The sequence below is a fragment of the Enterococcus sp. CSURQ0835 genome, assembly GCF_902706605.1.
Taxonomy (GTDB): domain Bacteria; phylum Bacillota; class Bacilli; order Lactobacillales; family Enterococcaceae; genus Enterococcus_A.
The window spans coordinates 26,502-47,576 of record NZ_CACSLH010000002.1; the positions used below are offsets into that span (position 1 = coordinate 26,502).

Consider the following 21,075-nt stretch of genomic DNA (forward strand, 5'->3'; position numbering starts at 1 on the left):
AAATAATGAATGTTTCTGATTAAAAACAAAACGATAAAAGTATCACGTTGCATAAAACGGTTTTTGTGTAATTGAGACTTAAGTACAATAGTTGCGATAAGATAAAGGTTTTTAATTTGTCAGTTCGATTATTTGGCTATGCTAATGAATCTAGAGTACCATGTTGCATAAAGAGTAGTGAATAATTTGGGAACAAAATGAATAGTAGTGTAAGCGTTTTAGGTGTAAGCTATGTTTGTGAAAGGGAATAGGATGAATTGAAATGAACTTAGAAGAACGGACAAATCAAATCTTTGTTGAGCTGTTAAATAATCCACAAATACCGAGTAAAGTTTTATGTGAGAAGTTCCAATTGAGTCGCGGGCAATTGAATTACGCCATCAAAAAAATCAACGATTCATTACAGTTGGAAAACCTAAATGGTATCAAGCGGACGAAGCAAGGTCATTTTATCATTCCAAATGAAACTTTAATGAATTTTAAAGGTGGTGAAGAACAACCCACGGAAGAAACGAAAGATTATGTTTTTTCCAGTAAAGAGCGGATCTACTTGCTGGAGTTGATCTTGTTGAGTAAAGAAGAATATCTTTCTTTGAATCACTTTATCGACAGTCTGCAAGTTAGCCGGAACACTGTTTTACGAGATCTAAAAGATTTAGGCAGTGAGTTGGCGCATTACGAATTGACCTTGAAGTATACGCGAAAGCACGGCTATTTTATTGATGGTGATGAATGGAACAAACGGCGTTTATTATCCGATACGTTAAATAATTTGGCTGAGATTTACGATGGGATCCAATTCATTATTCAGTTTGCAAAGATCGATCAGCAAGCTGTTGAGACGTATCGTCAACGAGTTGAGATGGTAGAAAAAGATCTGAATGTCCAATTTACCGATGAACGTTTGAAAGTCTTACCACTTTTGATCATTTTGTTGATTCGGCGAGCTCAAAAAGGACGACTGATCTCGTATAGTTTTAAAATCAATTACCGCGAGTTAGCCGATACCGAAGAATATTTCGCAGCCGAACGTGTCATTTGGGATGTCGATGGCATCAGCGAGAACGAACGAGTTTATTTGACGCTCTTGCTGCTGACGACGAACTTATCAAAAGGCGATATCCTTTCGGCAAAGGAAATCAACAAAATGAAAGAAGCGTTAGAAGGCGTCATTCAAAATTTCGAAAAGATCGCGGGCGTGAAGTTAGAAAATAAAGAAAAGCTGTTGGAACGTCTATTAGTCCACATGCGTCCAGCATATTATCGGATCAAGTATCATTTAAACTTGCAAACGAAATATTACCAAGAAAATAAAGATGCTAATTTATTTTCCATGTTGTATTTAGTCAAAGAAGCGAGCCAGCCGTTAGAAGATTTCTTTGGTGAGCCGATCCCAGATGCTGAACTGTTCTTTATCTCATTGTTTATTGGGAGTCACATCGTTGAAAGTACCGAGATCGTTCATCCAGAAAATCGAAAGACAGCCGTGGTGGTTTGTCCCAACGGCATCTCGATCGCAGTTTTACTAGAAAATACGTTGCGTAATTTGTTACCAGAGATTGATTTTGTCGCTTTGATGTCAAAACGTGATTTTGATCGAACCGATTATGATGTTGATTTTGTTTTTTCAGTCGTTCCGTTAAAGACAGCTAAAAAATTATTTATCGTCAGTAATTTCTTGTCGGAACAAGAAAAACGAGAATTGCGTGAACGCGTTTTGCGGTCAACGGCTTTGATCTATCAAGAAACGGTTTCACCGGAAAAGATCATGGCAACGGTCAAAAAATATGCCACGATCAAAGATGAAGATCGGCTTTACTCGGAGATCTTGAGCTTGTTTACACCTAAAGAGTCTAAGATCTTAAAACAACGGCCTCATCTGATTGACTTATTAGATCAAGAAACGATCCAAATTTTTGAAGATCAAGTGGATTGGTTGACTGCTTTAGATAAGTTAGGCGAACCGTTAGAAAAACAACATGTCATCACACCAGATTACGTCAAAACATTGAAACAAGAAATGCCTGAGATTCCGGTTTATAGTGTGTTGCGAGAAAAAATCGTCTTACCGCATACCGTGCCAGAAGCCGGTGCGACCGGAGTGGGAATCAGTTTAGGGATCTTTAAAAAAGGAATCCCACTAGAAGATAATAAAATGATTCATACCGTGGTGTTGTTAGCATCCAACGATAAGGAAGAACATATCGATTTGATTTTTGAGTTGATGAGTTTGGCTGGCTCAGAGAAATTAGCCGTTTTAGAAGCTGCTCAAAGTATTGAAGAAGTGCGCAGCGTTTTGCTGAGTTTTAATCAGGATTATTGGAGGTAAATAAGATGGAAGATGAAGTAAAAGAAACAAAGTTGAGTGATTATATCAAAGAACCGCTTGTTTTTGTACAAGCTGACTTTAAAACGAGTGGGGAATTATTTGAGCAAGTGTACAACGAAGCAAAATCACTCGGCTGGGTAACCGATGATTTTCTAGAGCGGATCAAAGCGCGAGAAGCAACATTTCCAACGGGGATCCAATTAGTGAATCTCGGCGCTGCGATCCCACATACAGATGCTGAATGTGTGTTAGATGAATTTGTGGCAGTCATTACAAACGGCAATAAGATCCCTTTCAAACGGATGGATGACAGTGAACAAGTTGTTGAGTCAGATATCGAATTTGTTTTAGGGTTGAACCAACCCCATGCACAATTGGCGATGTTGCAATCATTGATGGGTGTTCTACAGAATGAAAGCCTTTTATCAGAATTGTTACTAGCTTCAACACCGCAAGAAGTAATCGAGATTTTCAAAAAAAATGACCTATAAAAACAACTATTAAAGGAGAGAATTATCATGAAAAAAATCAAAGTTTTAGTCGCCTGTGGTGCCGGGATCGCAACTTCAACTGTTGTAATGAAAAAAGTGGAAGAGTTGTTTAAGCAAAATAATGTCCCTGCTGACCTTATTCAAATCAAAATCGCTGAAGCCGCTGCAAAACAAGATAGCGCAGACATGTTGATTTCAACTACCATGTTGCCTCAAGAATACAAAATCCCAGCAATCAAAGCGATGGCCTTTTTAACCGGGATCGGAACAGACAAAATCGAAAAGGAGATCTTAGACACTGCAAAACAAGTAGGGGAATAAGATCAAAGAGGTAATTTGAGGAGGGAAAATCAATGGATGCATTGATGAATATCGTTCAAGGCATTTTGAATGTTGGCGCTAGTGTTATGTTGCCAATCATCATCTTTATCGTGGGGATCATTTTCCGAGTACCAGTTAAAAAAGCATTGATCTCAGGGATCACAGTTGGGATCGGGATGATCGGGATCAACTTAGTTATCAATTTATTGACGACCAGTGTTGGACCGGCCGCCCAAGCGATGGTTAAACGGTTTGGTTTGAATTTAACGATCATTGATGCCGGCTGGCCAGCAGTGGCCGCAGGTACATGGGCACAACCGATCGCAGCGGTGATGATTCCGATTATTTTGATCGTCAACTTGATCATGCTAGCTATGAATTGGACGAAAACGTTAAATATTGATATTTGGAACTACTGGCATATGAGTGCAGCAGCAGCAGCAGGTTATATCGTAACGAAAAGCTTTATTTTTGGGATCGTCTGTGGGGTCGTTTACACGGTTATCGTTCAGGTCATCGCAGATAAAACCGCCCCGAAAGTTCAAGAGTATTATGGCTTAGAGGGGATCAGTCTTACCACTGGTTCGGCTCAAGGTTATGCACTGTTAGCATTACCGATCGGTTGGGTCGTTGATAAGATTCCTGGCATCAACAAACTAGATGTCAAACCAGAAACGATTCAAAAACGGTTTGGTGTTTTCGGTGAACCTATGATCATGGGGATTATTATTGGGGCGTTCCTAGGATTGCTAGGTGGCTATGATTTCCCTAACATCTTGAAAATCGGGATGACCATGGGTGGTGTCATGTTCTTAATGCCACGAATGGTGAAGATCTTGATGGAAGGTCTGATCCCAATCCAAGAAAGTGCTCAAAAAGTCTTGCAAAAACGTTATGGCGATCGTGAAATCTATCTAGGGATGGATGCCGCTTTAGCAACTGGGTCACCAGCCGCTTTAGCAACTGGTCTTTTGATGGTACCAATCACATTGTTCTTAGCCGTTGTTTTACCAGGCAACCGGGTCTTACCATTCGGTGACTTAGCAACGATTCCATTCTTTGCGGCATTAGTTGTTCCTAGCCGTAAAGGGAATATCTTACATTCGGTTATTTCATTAACGATTGTAATCGCTTTAGCATTATTGATGGCAACTGATTTCGCACCAGTATTGACTCAAATGGCCCATGGGATCGTGAAATTCCCTAAAGGTGCCGCTGAGATCAGTAACTTAGATACTGGTGGTAACTTCTTAAACTGGATTTTCTTGAAACTATCTCAATTGATGGCTTCAGTATTTTAAAATAAAATGGAGGCATATTTAAAATGAGTGGAATGACAATTAAAGGCGTATGTAAAACTGAACCTGGTTACGATAAGATGGAATATGTAGATTTCGAGGTTCCAGAACCAACTGAAGATAAGATTTTGATCAAAGTAGCATTTACTGGGATTTGTGGATCAGATATCCATACGTTTAAAGGGGAATACAAAAACCCAACAACGCCAGTCGTTTTAGGTCATGAGTTTTCAGGAGAAGTTGTCAAAGTCGGCGATCAAGTAACGAAAGTCAAAGTTGGTGATCGGGTTACAAGTGAAACGACATTTTATGTCTGTGGCAAATGTGATTATTGTAAACAAGGCCAATACAACTTATGCCCTTACCGTAAAGGAATCGGGACACAACAAAATGGTAGTATGGCAAAATATGTTTTAGCTCGCGAAGAAAGCGTTCATATCTTACCTGATACATTGAGCTATGAAGGAGCTGCTATGACTGAACCTTTGGCTTGTGGTGTCCATGCGATGTATCAAAAGAGTCATTTGGAATTGAAAGACAAGATCATTATCATGGGACCTGGACCAATTGGCTTGTTCTTATTACAAATTGCAAAAGATATCGGTTCATTTGTCATCATGACTGGGATCAGTAAAGATGCAAAACGTTTAGCTTTAGCAAAAGAACTTGGTGCTGATATCGTAGTCGATACACAAAAAGAAGATTTAGCGAAAGTCGTTAATGAAGCAACGGATGGTTATGGCGTCGATAAAGTCTATGATGCTTCTGGTGCTGTTTCTGCCATCAATGCTAGCTTGCCATTAATGAGAAAACGGGGTCGTTTCGTTCAAGTTGGTCTATTTGCTAAAAAGATGGTGGAATTAGATACGGAATCCATTATCCAACGCGAGATCCAATATGTGGGTAGTCGTTCTCAAAACCCTTACGATTGGCCAATTGCGATCCATTTACTAGACAAAGGTGCGATCAACATCGATAAAATGATCACGAAGAAATTCGTCCTAGATGATTGGCGGACTGCCTTTGAAAAAGTAATGGAAGGTAACGAGATCAAAGTTATGTTGGAATCAAACCCAGGTGAATTTTAAAATCAAAACGTGGTCGCCAGTAAATGGTGACCACGTTTTTTAGGTCAGATTTTATGAGCTGAACGCGTTTGTTCAGCTCTTTTTATTAGCTCTGTTGCTGTTTCTTGATCGGTTAATAATGTATTGAAAGTTCCGCTGTTTAGTAATGGCAAGAGGGAGTGCACTTTTTGTTTTGAACGTACGATGGCAACCGTAGTCGGGATTTTAGCTAGTTCAGCTAGTGTCAATCCGATCGTTCGCTCATTGACTGGACTGTTCAACACTTTACCCGTACGATCATAAAAACGCCCGCAACATTCACCGACGGCTTCTCGTAATTTCAACTCTTCAACGTCTTTTACGGTCAATAAATCACGCCACTGACTTTTTTCAGTCAAGCCGCCGCCGACAGTTACAAAAGCTAGATCGATCTGTTGCCAAGCTTGATGTAAAGGAAGGAAGTATTTTGATTGCAAGATCGCCTCTTTAGTTTGTGGGCTTTCTTCGATGATGCTGGCATTGATAAACGTACCTGTCCCGTTTAATTTTTTACTCAATTCATAGACTAAAGTGTTCACGTGAAATTGGGTATCGATGTATCCCGGCCCACCAACGAGAGGAACGACTTGGACATGGTTCAACTTTTTAGGTTCTAACGCTGCGATCGTCAAACCAAGCGTTGAACCCCACGATAGTCCAATCGTTTGCCCGCTTTTGAAATGATACTTTAAAAAGCTAGCGGCTGACTCGGCTAACCTTTGATCTTTTTGCGAACTCGAAAGCAAAGGATCGATTGCGGTGACTTGAACTTCTTTGAGGGGAAAAAGTTGTTTCAATTTCCGTTCTAATGCCATAATTGCAGGATCGAAATCAGAAATCTCGATCTTTACGATGCCTTGTTGCCGAGCTTGTTTCAATAGCCGACTGATACTAGTGCGATAAATTCCTAATTCGTTTGCGATCTCAGCTTGCGTTTTATTTTCGAGATAGTATAAGTAGGCAATTTTAGAAAGTAATTCATCTTTGTACATGTTAAAAACTCCTTCATTTGCCGATCTGCACAAATGTGCTAAAGATAATCTTTGTAATCTTATTTTAGTTGACTTGTAAGCGTTTGTATAGAGAGGCTTAAAAAGCTAGCAGTAAAAATGTGCTGATTTCTTATAATGAAGGTAGAAAGAGAAGGTGGCGAAAGCAGATGACTACATGGTTAGAGTTGAACGACAAAGTCATGATTGTAACAGGTGGTTCTTCAGGGATCGGTAAAAGGATCATCGCTGAACTATTAGCACAACAAGCAATCGTAGTAAATTTTGATTTGACCCCCGCTGAAATGGATACGAATCCTAATTATTATTTTTTTCAAACCAATGTCGCAAATAAACAACAAGTTGAAGCAAGTGTGGAGCAAGTCTGGAAAAAATTTAAACGAATCGATGGGTTAGTCAATAATGCCGGTATCGCCTTGCCAGGGATGCTGGTGAATCCGGATGGAACTGGGAAGTATGAACTGACAGAAGAACTGTTTGATCAGACAGTGGCGGTAAATCAAAAAAGTGTTTTTTTGATGAGTCAAGCAGTTGCGCGAAAAATGGTCTTACAACAAGCCGGTGTGATTCTCAATATGTCGACTGAAAGTGCACGAGAAGGTTCGATCGGACAAGGATTTTACGTGGGAACAAAAGGTGCGATCAACAGTATGACATGTACATGGGCTAAAGAATTAGGAAAGTACAATATTCGTGTTTTAGGTGTGGCACCTGGGATCATGGAAGAAACTAAGCTACGTTCACACGACTATGAAGAAGCACTAGCATTTATTCGTGATGAGAGTGTGGCTGATTTACGCGCCGGTTATCAGCAAGCGACGAGCATCCCATTGAGACGCGCTGGAAAATTAAGTGAAGTCGCAGCTGTAGTAGCCTTTTACTTGTCTGATCAAGCGAGCTATTTAACCGGTGTGATCACTAATATCGCGGGTGGAAAATCGCGGGGCTAAAATTCACGTTGAAGGTTTCTAACGCAACTAGCTAAAAATTTATTTGTCATAAGAAAGGAAGGGTCCAAAAATGAAAGCAGCTTTGTTAACGCATTTGAATCACTTTGAAATCGCAGAATTAGAGCAGCCGAGTCTCAAAGCAAATGAAGTGTTAGTCAAAGTAGAAGCAGCCGGAATTTGTGGTTCAGATATTCATAAAATGCAAAGTGGCTGGAAGTATGGATTTCCAATGGTGATGGGACATGAATTTTCCGGTGTGATCACAGCAGTCGGTACTAAAGTTACCCAAAGTCAGATCGGTGATCGCGTAGTTGTAGTTCCCTTTATGCCTTGTAATCAGTGTGTGTACTGCAAAGCCGGCAAATTTCAATTATGTGAACACTACCAAATGATCGGCTCACAACGTTACGGTGGATTTGAACAATTTGCAGTCGTTCCAGCAACGAATGTGCTCAAAATCAGTCCGAAGATCAGTTTTGAAGAAGCAGCCATGATCGAACCATTAGCAGTGGCGGCTCATGCAGTAATGGGACTTGATCCCCAACTAGGTGATACGGTGGTTATTTTCGGTCTAGGAACGATCGGGATCTTAGTCCTCCAATGGCTTCAATTAGCCGGAGTCAAAAAAATTATCGGGATCGACATTGATCCAGCCAAACTTGCAGTTGCGAAAAAGTTTGGTGTTACCGAAACGATCAATCCGCAAAGCGAACCGTTAGAGCAACGAGTTTTAGCTTTGACTGATCAATTAGGTGCTGATCTAGTCTTAGAATGTGCCGGCTCGCCGCTAACTGAAGAAGAAGCATTACTGGTTTTGCGAAAAGGAGGAAAACTCGGTTATTTAGGGATTGCTTATGCCGATATTTTGCTCCATCAACAAGCTTTTGAAAATATTTTTCGGCGGGAATATACGATCCAAGGTTTTTGGAATTCTTATTCTGCGCCATTTCCAGGTAATGAATGGCGTAATGCCATCGCTTTTATTGAACAAGGAAAAATAAAATTGAAACCGTTGATCTCCCATCGGTTTGGATTAGATCAGATCCAGCAAGCTTTTGATCTAACAGTCAATAAAACCGAATCCTACAACAAAGTCATGCTTTATCCCCAAAAGAAGGAAGTTTAAAATGGAATTTTTATTAGATACGATCAACTTAACGGAACTCAACAACTATTTAACGATCATTCCAGTTGCTGGTTTGACCTCAACTCCAAGTATCATCAAGCGCGAAGGAAAAGTCGCTTTTATCGAGCACATGAAAAAGATTCGAGCAGTGCTTGGGACCTCTCGAACCTTACATGTGCAAGCGGTCGCTCGCGATGCGGAAGGTCTGATCAAAGATGCGCAGACAGTTTGGGAAAAGATCGATCCGGCAGTTTACATCAAGATCCCAACGACTAAAGCGGGATTGCAGGCGATCAACTATTTAAAACATGAAAATCCCAGTTGTCATCTAACTGCGACGGCCGTCTATACTAAAATGCAAGCGTTTTTAGCTTTACAATCAAAAGCAGATTACATCGCGGTTTATTCCAATCGTTCAGAAAATGTCGGTGTCGATCCATTTGCAATTATCCAAGCGAGTAAACAGTTTGTTCAAACCAATCATTTGGCGACCAAAATCATGGCCTCTAGCATAAAAAATGTGGCACAAATCACTGAATCGATTGAAAATGGTGCTGATGCGGTGACCTGTGCGCCGGCTATTTTAGCAACTGCTTTGGATCTGGCAGTGGTTGATCAAGCAGTAGATCGTTTTACGGCTGACTGGTTAGAACTTTATCAAAGAGAAGAACTTTATTGAGGAGGTAGCTTATGAAGCGCGAAAATCCTTTTTTTGTCTTTAATCCTAAGTCTTATCTCTATGGAGCAAAATTATTGGATTTAGCATTGGTAGCGGATGATTTGGCGCAAAAATATCCACAGCATTCAATCTTTATGACTGTTCCAGTTGCTGAAATGGCAACGATTGCTGCTCAAACGAAAAAAATCATCGTGACAGCTCAGCATGTTGATGGGATCTTACCAGGTCGTGGAATGGGAAAAATTTTACCAGAATCACTTTATGCAGCCGGTGCTCGAGCAGTTTTTTTAAATCATGCGGAACATCCGTTAACAATCACGGCTTTAGTCGCAGCAGTCAAGCGAGCTAAAGCGTTAGGAATTTTGACGATCGTGTGTGCTGATTCGATCAAAGAAGCGCAAATGATTGCTAATTTAGCACCAGACATCATCTTATGTGAGCCAACTGAATTGATTGGAACTGGAAAGACGAGCGGTCAACAGTACATCAAACAAACACAACAAGTAATTCGGTTGATCGATCCAAAAATTTTAATCATGCAGGCAGCTGGTATCAGTAGTCCAACTGATGTTTATCGAACGATCCAATTAGGTGCAGATGGAACTGGTTGTACGAGTGGGATTACTAAAGCGTCTGATCCAGCCCAAATGTTACGCGAAATGGTCGCCGCTTTAGTAGAAGCTAGTGAGGAGTGAGCAGATGAAAGTAGTACACACGCAATTTTTCGTTGAGTCAAATGGCCGGCGTGTAACGTATCATAATATTACCGAAAAAGTCACTGAAGCTATTAAAACTTCTGGGATCGATGATGGTTTTTGTGTGATCACTACGCCGCACACCACTTGTTCAATCGTATTAGAAGAATTCGTCCATGACCAGGACTGGAACGGGGATGAATTTTTGCAAGTCGATCAAAATCGGTTATTAGAAAAAATGATTCCTCGTCAATTGACAGAATCTGATTATTTGTATCCCGGTCCTAAGCATGTTCAGTTTTTGCAGGAACTAGCTGCAGCTAATCCCGATTATCCAGCTGATCCCGCTACGATTTTGAATGCAGATGCGCATATCAAAGCATCTTTGTTTGGTTCAAGTGAATTTGTGATCATAAAAGCGGGCAAACCATTGATTGGCTCAGTTGGCTCTTTGTATTATATTGATTGGGATCAAAATCGAAAACGTCAACGAACCTGTAATTTAATGCTAATGGGTGAACGAGGTGAGTGAGGAGTAGTTTCAAATAGCAAGGAGGACTCAAGCAAGTGAGAATACTCACTTGCTATTTTTATTTAAAAAACCAGAAAAGAAAGCGTTGACAAAATAAGGTCCGTGTTATACTAAACTCGTAATTAACAAATGACAAATAAATTGTCATATGACAAAAACTAGGAGGAAGAATCATGACGTTATATGGACAGCTTTTGGAAAGAGAAGAAAATAACGAACTTATCAAAGTTGGGGTGATCGGTGCAGGTCAGATGGGGTTTGGGATGATCGCTCAGATCTCAACGATTCCAGGAATGGCTGTAACTGGAATCAGCGATATTAATCCAGCAGCAGCACAACGAGCAGCTGATGCTTATAATGCAAGCGCTAACAAGAAAGTTGACATTTTGACTAGTGCTGATTTTAAAGAGATCATTCATTCCGATCGAGTTGAAGTGATCGTTGATGCGACTGGTGTTCCTGAAGTAGGTGCTCAAATCTCGTTTGAGACTTTACTAGCTAAAAAGCATTTAGTTTTATTAAATGTCGAAGTCGATATCACAATTGGTCCTTTGATGAAAAAATTATATGATTCTGCTGGTTTAGTTTACACAGGATCAGATGGTGATGAGCCTGCCGTTACAACTGAGCTATTCGAATTTGCGAAAACGATGGGAATGGAAGTTTTAGTCGCTGGTAAAGGGAAAAATAACAAATTAAAAATTGGGGCAAATCCAGATACTGCTCAAGCAGAAGCGGATGCAAAAAAAATGTCGAGTCATATGCTAGCGGCTTTCCAAGATGGTACGAAGACGATGGCTGAGATGAATTTGTTATCTAATGCAATTGGTTTTGTACCAGATAAAGTTGGTATGCACGGAATCAAAGGAGATCTGGATTCTGTGATTACTGATTTAAATACGAAAGAAAATGGCGGAATTTTAGATAATTTTGGTGTAGTTGAATATGTAGATGGGCTCGCTCCAGGGGTATTCGTAATCGTCAAAGGTCAAAATGATGGTGTGGCCCACGAATTAAGCTACTTAATGAAAAAAGGTGATCGGGATCATCATATCCTATACCGGCCATTCCACTTAGCAAGTTTAGAAACGCCATTAACGATTGCGAAAGCAGTCTTAAATCATGATCATGCGATCGTTCCATTAGGGGCTCCAATTTCTGAAACAGTTGCTGTTGCTAAAAAGGATATCAAAAAAGGTGAAAAGATCGATGGTATCGGTGGCTATTGTGTCCGCGGTGTATTAGAAACACATGCTGATATGGTGAAAAACAATAATGTTCCAATCGGTTTGGTTGGCGGTTCTTCAGTTGCAAAACGTGATATTAAAGATGGTTCTTTCCTAACGTTGGATGATATTGAACTAGATGAATCAACTACCGTTTATCGTCTGCGGAAATTACAAGATCAGACATTTGTGGAATAAAAGTAAAACAGATAGAGCTATGGCTCTATCTGTTTTAGAAATGGGGTTCATATGAATTCAGTTTTGATTGTGGTCTTAGCATTCATGGCACTGCAAAGTTTGGCAAGTATGTTACAAGTAAAGTATTACCAAAGATTTATTCAACAAGTCACGGAAGCATATAAGGGACGATCGAATTATGAATTTTATACCGATGTTTCAAAAGGATTTTTAATGAAGACCGTGATTGCAGTTGTGTTAGATGAAAAAGGAAAAATTATTACTTGTTATCTGTGTCGTGGCTTTACGATTTTTGCTAAATTTAGACAGCTGAAAGATTTTAATGGAAGATCATTAGCTGAGATTCATCAAAGAGAAATAGAACAAGTTCGTTTGACTCAAGCGGAAACTTTGTTAAATAAAATTTATTCCCGAAAGCTGCAAGCAACCTCTTAATTTGAAAGGAGTTTATTTATGAAATACATTGAGTGGCTAGGTAAAAACTTTATTGGTCTTTTTGAAGCAGGCGGTAAACAATTTATGAGCTTTATGACTGGAATCGTGCCACTACTGATCGTCTTATTGACCTTCACGTATTCTGTGATTGCTTTTATTGGTGAAGAACGGGTAGATCGAGCAATTCGCTATTGTTCAAAATATTTACTTTTACGCTATTCTGTGATGCCAATTTTATCAGTGTTGATGTTAACAAATCCGATGGCTTATACATTTGGAAAATTTGTTCGTGAAGAGGAAAAGCCGGCCTTTTATGATTCAGTCGTTTCTTTTTTACATCCAGTGACGGGGTTATTTCCTTATGCAAATGCGGGAGAATTATTTGTTTATCTCGGAATTGCCAATGGCGTGATGAAAGCTGGTCATAGTCAATCAAGCTTAGCTGTTCGCTATTTTTTAGTGGGTGTGATTGTCATTTTGATGCGAGGGATCGTCACTGAAAAATTGACGAAGTTTTTAATCGCGAAAGAAGCCAAAAAAGCGCAAGTCGCGGAATCTTAAGGAGGATGAGACATGTATAAAACAGTCTTTGTTGAGCCGGGAAGTAGCGGTTGGGGCATCGGATTAACTTTAACTCCAACTGATAAAAGAAATAAAGTCGTTTCTGTAACAGGAGGAGGCATCCATCCAGTCGCGCAACAAATTGCTGACTTAGCCGGAGTCGAAGCTTGGGATGGTTTCAAAAATCAAATCCCAGAAGATGAAATGTTGTGTGCGGTAATTGATTGTGGAGGAACAGCCCGTATCGGCGTGTATCCGATGAAACGAATTCCAACCGTTGATATCTTACCTTCGTCACCATCAGGACCTTTAGCTAAACACATTACCGAAGATATTTTCGTTTCAGGCGTTAAGCCGGAAAATATTGTCTTAAAAGAGAATATTGCGGATAGAGAAACTGCAGGAATCAATCAAAGAATCAAAAGTGAAGCAGAATCGATTGCCGCGACTGAAAAAATCATTACAAAGCAAGCCGAACCAAATGACGAAGAATTTGAGACGAAGTACGCCAAAGCAAAAGAAGTACATGCAAAAGAAAATGCGAAAAAAGATGGCTTTCTAGTTCGATTCTCTCGTGGAATTGGCGGTGTGATGGGTGTTTTCTATCAATCAGGTCGGGATGCAGTTGATATGTTATTGAAAAATATTATTCCGTTTATGGCATTTATTAGTATGATGATCGGGATTATCAACTATACTGGAATTGGTGATTGGATCGCAAAAGTCTTATCACCACTTGCAGGTTCACTGCCAGGGATGATTGTGTTAGCATTGGTTTGTAGTATTCCAGTCTTGTCACCAATTTTAGGACCCGGTGCTGTTATTTCTCAAGTAATTGGTGTCTTGATCGGAACTCAAATCGCGAACGGCTCAATTCCAGTTCAATATGCGTTGCCAGCGCTATTTGCGATTAATGCTCATGTTGGTTGCGACTTTATCCCAGTGGGGCTATCATTAGGAGAAGCCAAACCTGAAACGGTTCAAGTTGGGGTGCCAGCGATTCTTTACAGCCGAATGTTTACTGGGTTTGCGGCGGTTATTATCGCGTGGGTATTTAGTTTTGGAATGTATTAAGGAGGAGAAAAGATGTTTAAAACAAAAATCGTCGAGATCGGCTCAATGGTGCCAGCTTTTGAAGAAGAACAATTAGTGATTTTATTTGGACCTAAAGCAACACCGGAATTACGAGATATCTCAGTGATTCATGAAGTAGCGTCTCAGCCCAATGGAGTCCTGAAAGCTGGGGGGAAGATCAAATTTGGTGATGATGTTTTTACGATTGAAGAAGTCGGCTCACAAGCCAATGCGAATTTTGATGAGTTAGGGCATATTTCAATTTATTTTAGAAATGAAGTTGGTGAAGTATTGCCGGGAGCGATCATTGCTAGCCCGGGAAAATTTCCTCAGTTGGAAGTTGGGGCAGAGATTGAATTTATGTAAATCTATTTTGAAAACACCGCCAAAGTAACTGCGGTGTTTTCTAGTTTAGGGGAAAAGATTATGGCAAATAGTGGGGACCGTGACTTAGTAAAAGTTGCGACGATGTATTATAAAGAAGATATGAAACAATCAGAAATCGCAAAACATTTAGGGATTTCGCGTTCGTTAGTTTCAAAGTATTTGATTGATGCCCGAAATCAAGGAATTGTTGATATTTATATTCGCAGTGAGAGTGCGTATTCCATTGAGTTAGAAATTGAACTCGAAAAAAAATTTGGATTACATAAAGCAGTCGTCTTAGATACTAATAATCTTCGAGAAAATGAAATTGAACGCTTGATTGTTCAAACGGCGATTCAAGCACTTCGCAAGGATATTGCTAAAGCTCATACAATCGGTTTGTCTTGGGGAAAGATGTTACGCCGTTTCATTGATGAATATCCCTATCAAAACGATCCTGAGACGACGATCATTCCCTTGATCGGTGGGATGGGCTCAGAGTATGTAGATATTCATTCGAACCAATTAGCTTATGATCTTGCCCGGAAGTTACGAGCAAAATGTAAATATTTATATGTCCCAGCATTAGTTGACAACCAGGCAATTAAGTCTTATTTATTAGAAAATGAAGCGATCAAAGCCGTCTTAGGAGCTGGTCGCAAGGTTGATCTTGCTTTAGTTGGACTTGCATCACCTTTCAGCAAAAATAATACGATGTTGCAAATCGGTTATATTAATACGGAAGATGTAGCACAACTCAAGTCAGCGCAAGTCGTAGGCGACATCAACTCACGATTTTTTGACGAACAGGGAAATGAGTCAGAGTGTCAAATCAATCAATATGTGATGGGGATCAATCTGGCAGATTTGAAAAAAATTGAAAAAGTCGCAGCAATTTGTTTTGAAGAAGATAAGCAAAATGTTTTGTATACTGCGCTAAAAGCTGACTTACTTAATATTATCACTGTTACGGATACTTTGGCCGAATACTTACTTGGTCGGTTAAAAGAAGAAGACGAGGATTGATAAGATTAGCTTTTATGAATGAGTTTTATTTAGCTAGACTAAGTTGATTTGCGGCATCCTTTTTTCACAATGAGAAAATTTAAGAGAGTCGTTATATCATCATGCTAAAAAATCTGATCGAGTGTTTTACCTTTTACTACTACGATCATGTGATTCAAAATTCTACAATTGTGCCGAACTTCAAATTAGACTAAAACTCTAATTTTGAAGTTCGGCTTCTTTGACGTCTTGTCATATAAGAATTTATTATCAAAACCCGCCCCTTTGACTATAATAACATCCGCCTTCTATACTAGCTCTCGTAATCAAATCTGAGGAGGAAATAATCCATGTTAAAAGGTGCTAACTTGTTAAATAATCCGTTTCTAAATAAAGGAACGGCTTTTACAAAAGAAGAAAGAGAAAAATACGGCTTGACTGGGATGTTACCCGCAACGGTTCAAACATTAGAACAACAAGCAGTTCAAGCTTATGGTCAATATTTAAGCAAACCATCTGATTTAGAAAAACGTATTTTCCTAATGAACGTCTTCAACACAAACCGGACACTATTCTACAAATTGATGGGGCAACATTTAGTTGAATTCATGCCGATCGTGTATGATCCAGTGGTGGCTGATTCCATCGAGCAATACAATGAATTATTTTTGAAACCGCAAGATGCTGCCTTTTTATCAATCGATGATCCTGATTCTATTGAAGTAGCGTTAAAAAATGCTGCGGATGGTCGTGACATTCGTTTGATCGTAGTCACAGATGCTGAAGGAATCTTAGGTATGGGGGACTGGGGCGTTAATGGTGTCGATATCGCAATCGGTAAATTGATGGTTTATACCGCTGCTGCAGGGATCAACCCTAACCAAGTTTTACCCGTTTCAATCGATGCTGGGACCAACAACCAAACCTTGATCGACAATCCATTATACTTAGGCAATCGTCATGAACGGATCTATGGTGAACAATACGATGCCTTCATCGAAAAATTCGTGAATGTTTCAACGACGTTATTTCCTGAATTATTATTGCATTGGGAAGACTTTGGTCGTGGAAATGCTGCTCATATCTTAGAGCGTTATCAAGATAAGATCACGACTTTCAACGATGATATCCAAGGAACGGGGATCGTAGTTTTGGCTGGTGTTTTAGGCGGCTTGAACATTTCTCAAGAAGAATTAAAAGACCAAACGATCTTAACTTATGGTGCCGGAACTGCCGGTGTCGGAATCGCCAATATCTTATTAGATGAAATGGTGCGTTCTGGAATTCCCGAAGCAGAAGCCCGCACCCATTTCTATCAAGTTGATAAACAAGGTCTCTTGTTTGAAGACACAGCAGATTTGACACCCGGTCAAAAACCATTTGTCAGAAAACGCAGTGAATTTGCAAATGCAGAAGAACTAACGAACTTGGAAGCTGTAGTTAAAGCGATCCATCCAACGATCATGATCGGAACGTCGACTCAACCTGGTGCATTTACAGAAGAAATCGTCAAAGAAATCGCAGCTCATACTGCTCGTCCAATCATCATGCCTTTATCTAACCCAACAAAATTAGCGGAAGCAACTGCTGCTGATTTAATCAAATGGACGGATGGTAAAGCCTTGATCGGAACAGGTATCCCGGCTGATGATGTGGAATACAACGGTGTCACGTATCAAATCGGCCAAGCAAACAATGCGTTGATGTACCCAGGTTTAGGCCTAGGCCTGATTGCATCAACTGCAACTCGGGTCACTGGCCAAACGATTTCAGATGCTAGCCATGCGCTAGGCGGAATCGTGGATGTCACTAAACCAGGTGCATCGATTTTACCTCCTGTTTCAAAAATCAATGAATTCTCACAAACGATCGCTGAAACAGTAGCTGCTTCTGTTGTGAAACAAGGTTTGAACCGGGAAACGATCGGTTCGGTCAAAGAAGCGGTGGAACAAGCAAAATGGTATCCCGTTTACGGTGACGAAAATGCAAACCAAGTTTAATTTTTCACTTATTTAATTAAAGAAACTCAAACGATCAGAAGAACAGCATCAAGCTCTAGTCAGTTGCGGAACTACCGTAGCGTTAGCGGCTTGATGCTCAACTTTTGTTTTGGTCGTAGAGGAGAAAGGAAAGAATAAAAATATAATGGAACAGAATGTAAAATCAAATAAAAGAACAGGCTGGTTCTGGGAAACTAAAATCAGCAATATTTCATTACCGCTTTATTTGATCATGGTCGTCGTTTTGATCGTCGTGATGGCGTTAGGAAAATTACCTACTTCAATGATGGGCCCAATCGCGGTTTTAGTTATCCTAGGTAATTTATTTCACTTTATCGGCAATCGCCTTCCCATCATCAAAGACTATTTAGGTGGCGGCTCGGTATTTGCGATTTTTGCTTCAGCCGCACTGGCAACATTTGGTATTTTGCCGCATGAAGTAGTTGAATCAACCAAGAATTTTGTTGGCGGTATGGGTTTTCTTGATTTTTATATCGCTGCTTTGATCGCCGGTTCTATTTTAGGTATGAATCGAGATCTCTTGATTAAAGCGTCCGTTCGTTTTATTCCAGTTGCGTTGATCTCGATGGTGGCATCATTTTTCGCAGTTGGATTAGTTGGCGCTTTAATCGGCAATGGCTTTGGTAATTCGGTTCTATACATTTCGATGCCAGCGATGGCCGGTGGAGTTGGTGCCGGCGCAGTCCCACTATCTTCGATTTATGCGCATGCCTTACATGGGGATGCCTCTCAAATCATCTCGCGTTTGATCCCAGCTACTGCCATGACCAATGTATTAGCAATCATTGGTGCTGCTTTAGTCTCTCGGCTTGGGAAGTCTGTGCCTAAACTTAACGGTGAAGGAAAAATGATGGCGAAAGGTGATCTAGGTGATGTTGAAACGACCGAGGTCAAACCTGACATTCAACAACTAGGCGTCGGTTTACTCGTTGCGATCACATTTTTCTTATTAGGACAAATCGGAAACTACTTTGTACCTAAAGTTCATGCGTATGCGTTCATCATCATTTTCGTTTTCATTTGTAAAGTTGGTAATTTATTACCGAAGTACTATGAAAATGCGGCGACGATGTTTAATCAATTGATCGTGAAAAATTTGACGGCGGCAGTCCTTGCCGGTATCGGGATCGCGTTGTTGAACTTGAATGTCTTGGCAAATGCCTTCACTTGGCAATTCGTTGTCTTATGTTTGACTAGTGTCTTAACGATTTCACTTGTAGCTGGCTTTGTCGGGAAATTATTTGGCCTTTATCCAATCGAAGCGGCGATTGCGGCAGGATTTTGTAACAACTCAATGGGCGGAACTGGAAATGTTGCAGTTCTGTCAGCTTCAGATCGCATGGGCCTGATTGCTTTTGCGCAGATGGGTAACCGGCTAGGCGGTGCGTTAGTACTGATCATCTCAGGATTCTTGATACAGTTGTTTTCGTAATTAAAAACTTCAGCTAAATAAGTTTATGAGCGTTTCACAAGTCAAATTGTGAGACGCTTTTTTATTTTCTACTATTTTGATTGATAATATTTGTTTTTTTTAATCCCTATATTTCTATTTAATTATTTTAATTAACTATCAAAATCAGTTTTATTACAGTATAATTCTCGAGTTGGAAAAACATATAGTGAGAATGAACTTTTCATATCCGTTATTGATTGCATTTTCAATTTGCAAAAGATAGCGTTTTCAAAAAGATTAAAACATTCTATGATAAGAACCAAGGAGGAAGACATTATGAGAGAGGAAAAAATTGTTCATTTTTTAAAGAATAATCCGTCTCCTCAGCCTCTAGCTGAACTAGCGCAGACTTTTGGCGTTTCGAAACGAACGATTGCGAATGATTTAAAAGCAATCAATGCTTTGGGAAAACAAGCTTGTTTTCAAATAATAAATGTTCGTGGTAAAGGTTATCGGCTAGCTATCAGTAATGAAGTACAGTTTGAGCAGTATTTTAGTCAGGTGGAAAAAAATTTGGCTGAAGGAATCAGGGATCCGCAAGAGCGCAAGCTGAATATCGAATTATTGTTGTTGTTTGCTAATGAGTACATGACGTTGAATCAAATTGCCGAAACATTAAATGTTAGTCTTTCAACGGTTAAAAGTGACTTAGTTGAAGTGAAACAGGATTTTATTGGCATGAATTTGAAATTGACGTCAAAAGCGCACTATGGATTCCGAGTCAGTGGATCAGAAGAAGCAAAGCGGTTGTTCATTATCCAGCTGTTACGAAAAAATTTGGCACGGCCGGTCTTTACACCGGAATATCAAGTTTTTAGTGAACGATTTGACACGCAAAAATTGAAAGCGTTTCTAATCAAACGCGTAGCCGACTTACAGATTCGGGTCAATGACTTAGTTTTAGATAATTTAGTCCAGCATATTTTTTTATTAGTGTTTCGTATCAAGCAGCATAATTTGCTTAAAGAGCAACTGGATCTACCGACGATCCAAACAGATTACACGCAATTGGCCGCTGATATCGCAGTTTATATCGCAGAGCATGAACAAGCCCAGTTGACAGAAGATGAGCAGTTGTATCTGAGCCGACAATTATTTGGCAAAATCGTTACCTTGAATGATGTGCAGCAACATAGAGAGTTGACCAAAGCAGTTGAACAAGCTTTAACGCAGATCGATCACAAATATCAAACTGCTTTTTTAGCGGATCAAGAGTTGATTGATGCACTAACGTTGCATGTAGCACCACTTTTACAGCGATTATACGTCGGAAGACAATTGGAAAATCCGATTATTGATGATGTGTATACGCGCTACGCCAATGTCTTTAATATTGCTTTTGAATTCATTGAAGCGATTCGCAGTGAAGCTAAATTGACCCTTAGTAAAGATGAAGCTGGCTATTTAGCAATTTACTTTGCAGCCAGTTTAGAACAACAATTGCAAAAAGCTAAAGATCATTATCAAAAAATCGCAGTGATCTGCGCGACTGGTGGCGGAGCTTCTTACTTTGCAAAGATCAAGTTGGAACAGATCTTTGCTAATGCTAAAGTGAACACCTTTGCGTTAGCCGAGGTTCAGCAAATCGATGATTCGTATGATTTGGTCATTACGACTGTTCCGTTGGAGTGGGATTTTGTGGCTATCCCAGTGATCCAGACCCATGCTTTACTGACTGAAAAAGAATTATACCAGATTCAACAAGACCTATTGTTGATTCAAGATGATACAAGTCAGGAACAAAAGCTGACGCAACAAATCCTAACGTTGTTTTCAGCAGAGCATTTCCACGTAACGCAGGAGACTGACTACCTTAGCTTGCTGAAGAAACACGGCGAACAGTTAGAACAAACTGGTTGGGCAGCTCAAGGCTATAGCGAACTAGTACTAGAACGAGAACAACTTGTAGATACGATTTATCACAAAGGAGTTGCAGGACCCCATCCAATGGAGTCAAAGGCCAAAAGAGAGTGCATCGATTTGATTTTATGTCATGATGGCTGTCAATTTAATGGGAAACCAGTCAAATTGATTTTTTTGATTAATATCAGTAACCGCCATCTAGTATTACATAAAGAAATCAGCCGGTTAATGATCCAATTGATGGAAGATCCACAGCTGGCTGAACAGTTGGCAACGATCAAAGAATTCAATCAATTTTTATATTATATTAAAAAACTTATTGAAAGAGGGTAACTA

At 39.9% G+C, this 21,075-nt stretch carries 20 protein-coding genes; 19 read left to right on the plus strand and 1 reads right to left on the minus strand.

Going from position 1 to position 21,075, the window contains the following annotated elements:
* Positions 1 to 262: 262 nt before the first annotated feature.
* From GVJ38_RS01485 to GVJ38_RS01505, 5 genes are read left to right on the plus strand one after another with little or no spacing between them, the layout of a single operon-like run.
* Positions 263 to 2,329, plus strand: a complete 2,067-nt coding sequence (locus GVJ38_RS01485; protein ID WP_159721396.1) for a BglG family transcription antiterminator — start codon at positions 263 to 265, stop codon at positions 2,327 to 2,329.
* Positions 2,330 to 2,334: 5 nt separating this feature from the next.
* A complete protein-coding gene (locus GVJ38_RS01490; protein WP_159721397.1) occupies positions 2,335 to 2,820 on the plus strand; it encodes a PTS sugar transporter subunit IIA in 486 nt (161 codons plus the stop codon).
* A gap of 27 nt (positions 2,821 to 2,847) precedes the next feature.
* Entirely contained in the window at positions 2,848 to 3,141 is a 294-nt protein-coding gene (locus tag GVJ38_RS01495; protein ID WP_159721398.1) for a PTS sugar transporter subunit IIB, read from the plus strand.
* Positions 3,142 to 3,173: 32 nt separating this feature from the next.
* Positions 3,174 to 4,442 carry a PTS galactitol transporter subunit IIC gene (locus GVJ38_RS01500; RefSeq protein ID WP_159721399.1) on the plus strand — a complete coding sequence of 423 codons (1,269 nt, stop codon included), beginning with the start codon at positions 3,174 to 3,176 and terminating at the stop codon, positions 4,440 to 4,442.
* Between the two features lie 23 nt (positions 4,443 to 4,465).
* Positions 4,466 to 5,527 (plus strand): zinc-binding dehydrogenase, encoded by a 1,062-nt coding sequence (locus GVJ38_RS01505; protein ID WP_159721400.1) that lies wholly within the window; start codon positions 4,466 to 4,468, stop codon positions 5,525 to 5,527.
* A 44-nt stretch (positions 5,528 to 5,571) separates the two neighbouring features.
* Here the strand turns inward: GVJ38_RS01505 and GVJ38_RS01510 are convergent, their stop codons facing one another.
* Positions 5,572 to 6,537 (minus strand): sugar-binding transcriptional regulator, encoded by a 966-nt coding sequence (locus GVJ38_RS01510; RefSeq protein ID WP_159721401.1) that lies wholly within the window; start codon positions 6,535 to 6,537, stop codon positions 5,572 to 5,574.
* Positions 6,538 to 6,704: 167 nt separating this feature from the next.
* Here GVJ38_RS01510 and GVJ38_RS01515 point away from each other — a divergent pair, with 167 nt between their 5' ends.
* From GVJ38_RS01515 to GVJ38_RS01580, 14 genes are all read left to right on the plus strand, one after another.
* Positions 6,705 to 7,505, plus strand: a complete 801-nt coding sequence (locus GVJ38_RS01515) for an SDR family oxidoreductase (protein WP_159721402.1) — start codon at positions 6,705 to 6,707, stop codon at positions 7,503 to 7,505.
* A gap of 70 nt (positions 7,506 to 7,575) precedes the next feature.
* The gene (locus GVJ38_RS01520; RefSeq protein ID WP_159721403.1) at positions 7,576 to 8,631 is read left to right on the plus strand and encodes a galactitol-1-phosphate 5-dehydrogenase; all 1,056 of its coding nucleotides are present in this window, start codon (positions 7,576 to 7,578) and stop codon (positions 8,629 to 8,631) included.
* Between the two features lies 1 nt (position 8,632).
* Positions 8,633 to 9,310, plus strand: coding sequence for a fructose-6-phosphate aldolase (locus GVJ38_RS01525; protein ID WP_159721404.1), 678 nt, complete (start codon positions 8,633 to 8,635; stop codon positions 9,308 to 9,310).
* 11 nt (positions 9,311 to 9,321) lie between these two features.
* Positions 9,322 to 10,005 (plus strand): triose-phosphate isomerase, encoded by a 684-nt coding sequence (locus GVJ38_RS01530; RefSeq protein ID WP_159721405.1) that lies wholly within the window; start codon positions 9,322 to 9,324, stop codon positions 10,003 to 10,005.
* Between the two features lie 4 nt (positions 10,006 to 10,009).
* Positions 10,010 to 10,537 carry a YjbQ family protein gene (locus GVJ38_RS01535; protein WP_159721406.1) on the plus strand — a complete coding sequence of 176 codons (528 nt, stop codon included), beginning with the start codon at positions 10,010 to 10,012 and terminating at the stop codon, positions 10,535 to 10,537.
* Positions 10,538 to 10,710: 173 nt separating this feature from the next.
* On the plus strand, positions 10,711 to 11,961 hold the full coding sequence (locus tag GVJ38_RS01540; protein ID WP_159721407.1) for an NAD(P)H-dependent oxidoreductase: 1,251 nt from the start codon (positions 10,711 to 10,713) through the stop codon (positions 11,959 to 11,961).
* 51 nt (positions 11,962 to 12,012) lie between these two features.
* Positions 12,013 to 12,396 carry a transcriptional regulator GutM gene (locus GVJ38_RS01545; protein WP_159721408.1) on the plus strand — a complete coding sequence of 128 codons (384 nt, stop codon included), beginning with the start codon at positions 12,013 to 12,015 and terminating at the stop codon, positions 12,394 to 12,396.
* 18 nt (positions 12,397 to 12,414) lie between these two features.
* Positions 12,415 to 12,957, plus strand: a complete 543-nt coding sequence (gene srlA / locus GVJ38_RS01550) for a PTS glucitol/sorbitol transporter subunit IIC (RefSeq protein ID WP_159721409.1) — start codon at positions 12,415 to 12,417, stop codon at positions 12,955 to 12,957.
* Positions 12,958 to 12,969: 12 nt separating this feature from the next.
* A complete protein-coding gene (gene srlE, locus GVJ38_RS01555) occupies positions 12,970 to 14,031 on the plus strand; it encodes a PTS glucitol/sorbitol transporter subunit IIB (protein ID WP_159721410.1) in 1,062 nt (353 codons plus the stop codon).
* A gap of 12 nt (positions 14,032 to 14,043) precedes the next feature.
* Positions 14,044 to 14,397, plus strand: coding sequence for a PTS glucitol/sorbitol transporter subunit IIA (locus GVJ38_RS01560; protein ID WP_159721411.1), 354 nt, complete (start codon positions 14,044 to 14,046; stop codon positions 14,395 to 14,397).
* Between the two features lie 60 nt (positions 14,398 to 14,457).
* Positions 14,458 to 15,423 carry a sugar-binding transcriptional regulator gene (locus GVJ38_RS01565; protein WP_159721412.1) on the plus strand — a complete coding sequence of 322 codons (966 nt, stop codon included), beginning with the start codon at positions 14,458 to 14,460 and terminating at the stop codon, positions 15,421 to 15,423.
* A gap of 329 nt (positions 15,424 to 15,752) precedes the next feature.
* The gene (locus GVJ38_RS01570; protein WP_159721413.1) at positions 15,753 to 17,402 is read left to right on the plus strand and encodes a malolactic enzyme; all 1,650 of its coding nucleotides are present in this window, start codon (positions 15,753 to 15,755) and stop codon (positions 17,400 to 17,402) included.
* 145 nt (positions 17,403 to 17,547) lie between these two features.
* The gene (locus GVJ38_RS01575; RefSeq protein WP_159721414.1) at positions 17,548 to 18,855 is read left to right on the plus strand and encodes a 2-hydroxycarboxylate transporter family protein; all 1,308 of its coding nucleotides are present in this window, start codon (positions 17,548 to 17,550) and stop codon (positions 18,853 to 18,855) included.
* A 297-nt stretch (positions 18,856 to 19,152) separates the two neighbouring features.
* Positions 19,153 to 21,072, plus strand: a complete 1,920-nt coding sequence (locus GVJ38_RS01580; protein WP_159721415.1) for a BglG family transcription antiterminator — start codon at positions 19,153 to 19,155, stop codon at positions 21,070 to 21,072.
* Positions 21,073 to 21,075 lie beyond the last annotated feature (3 nt).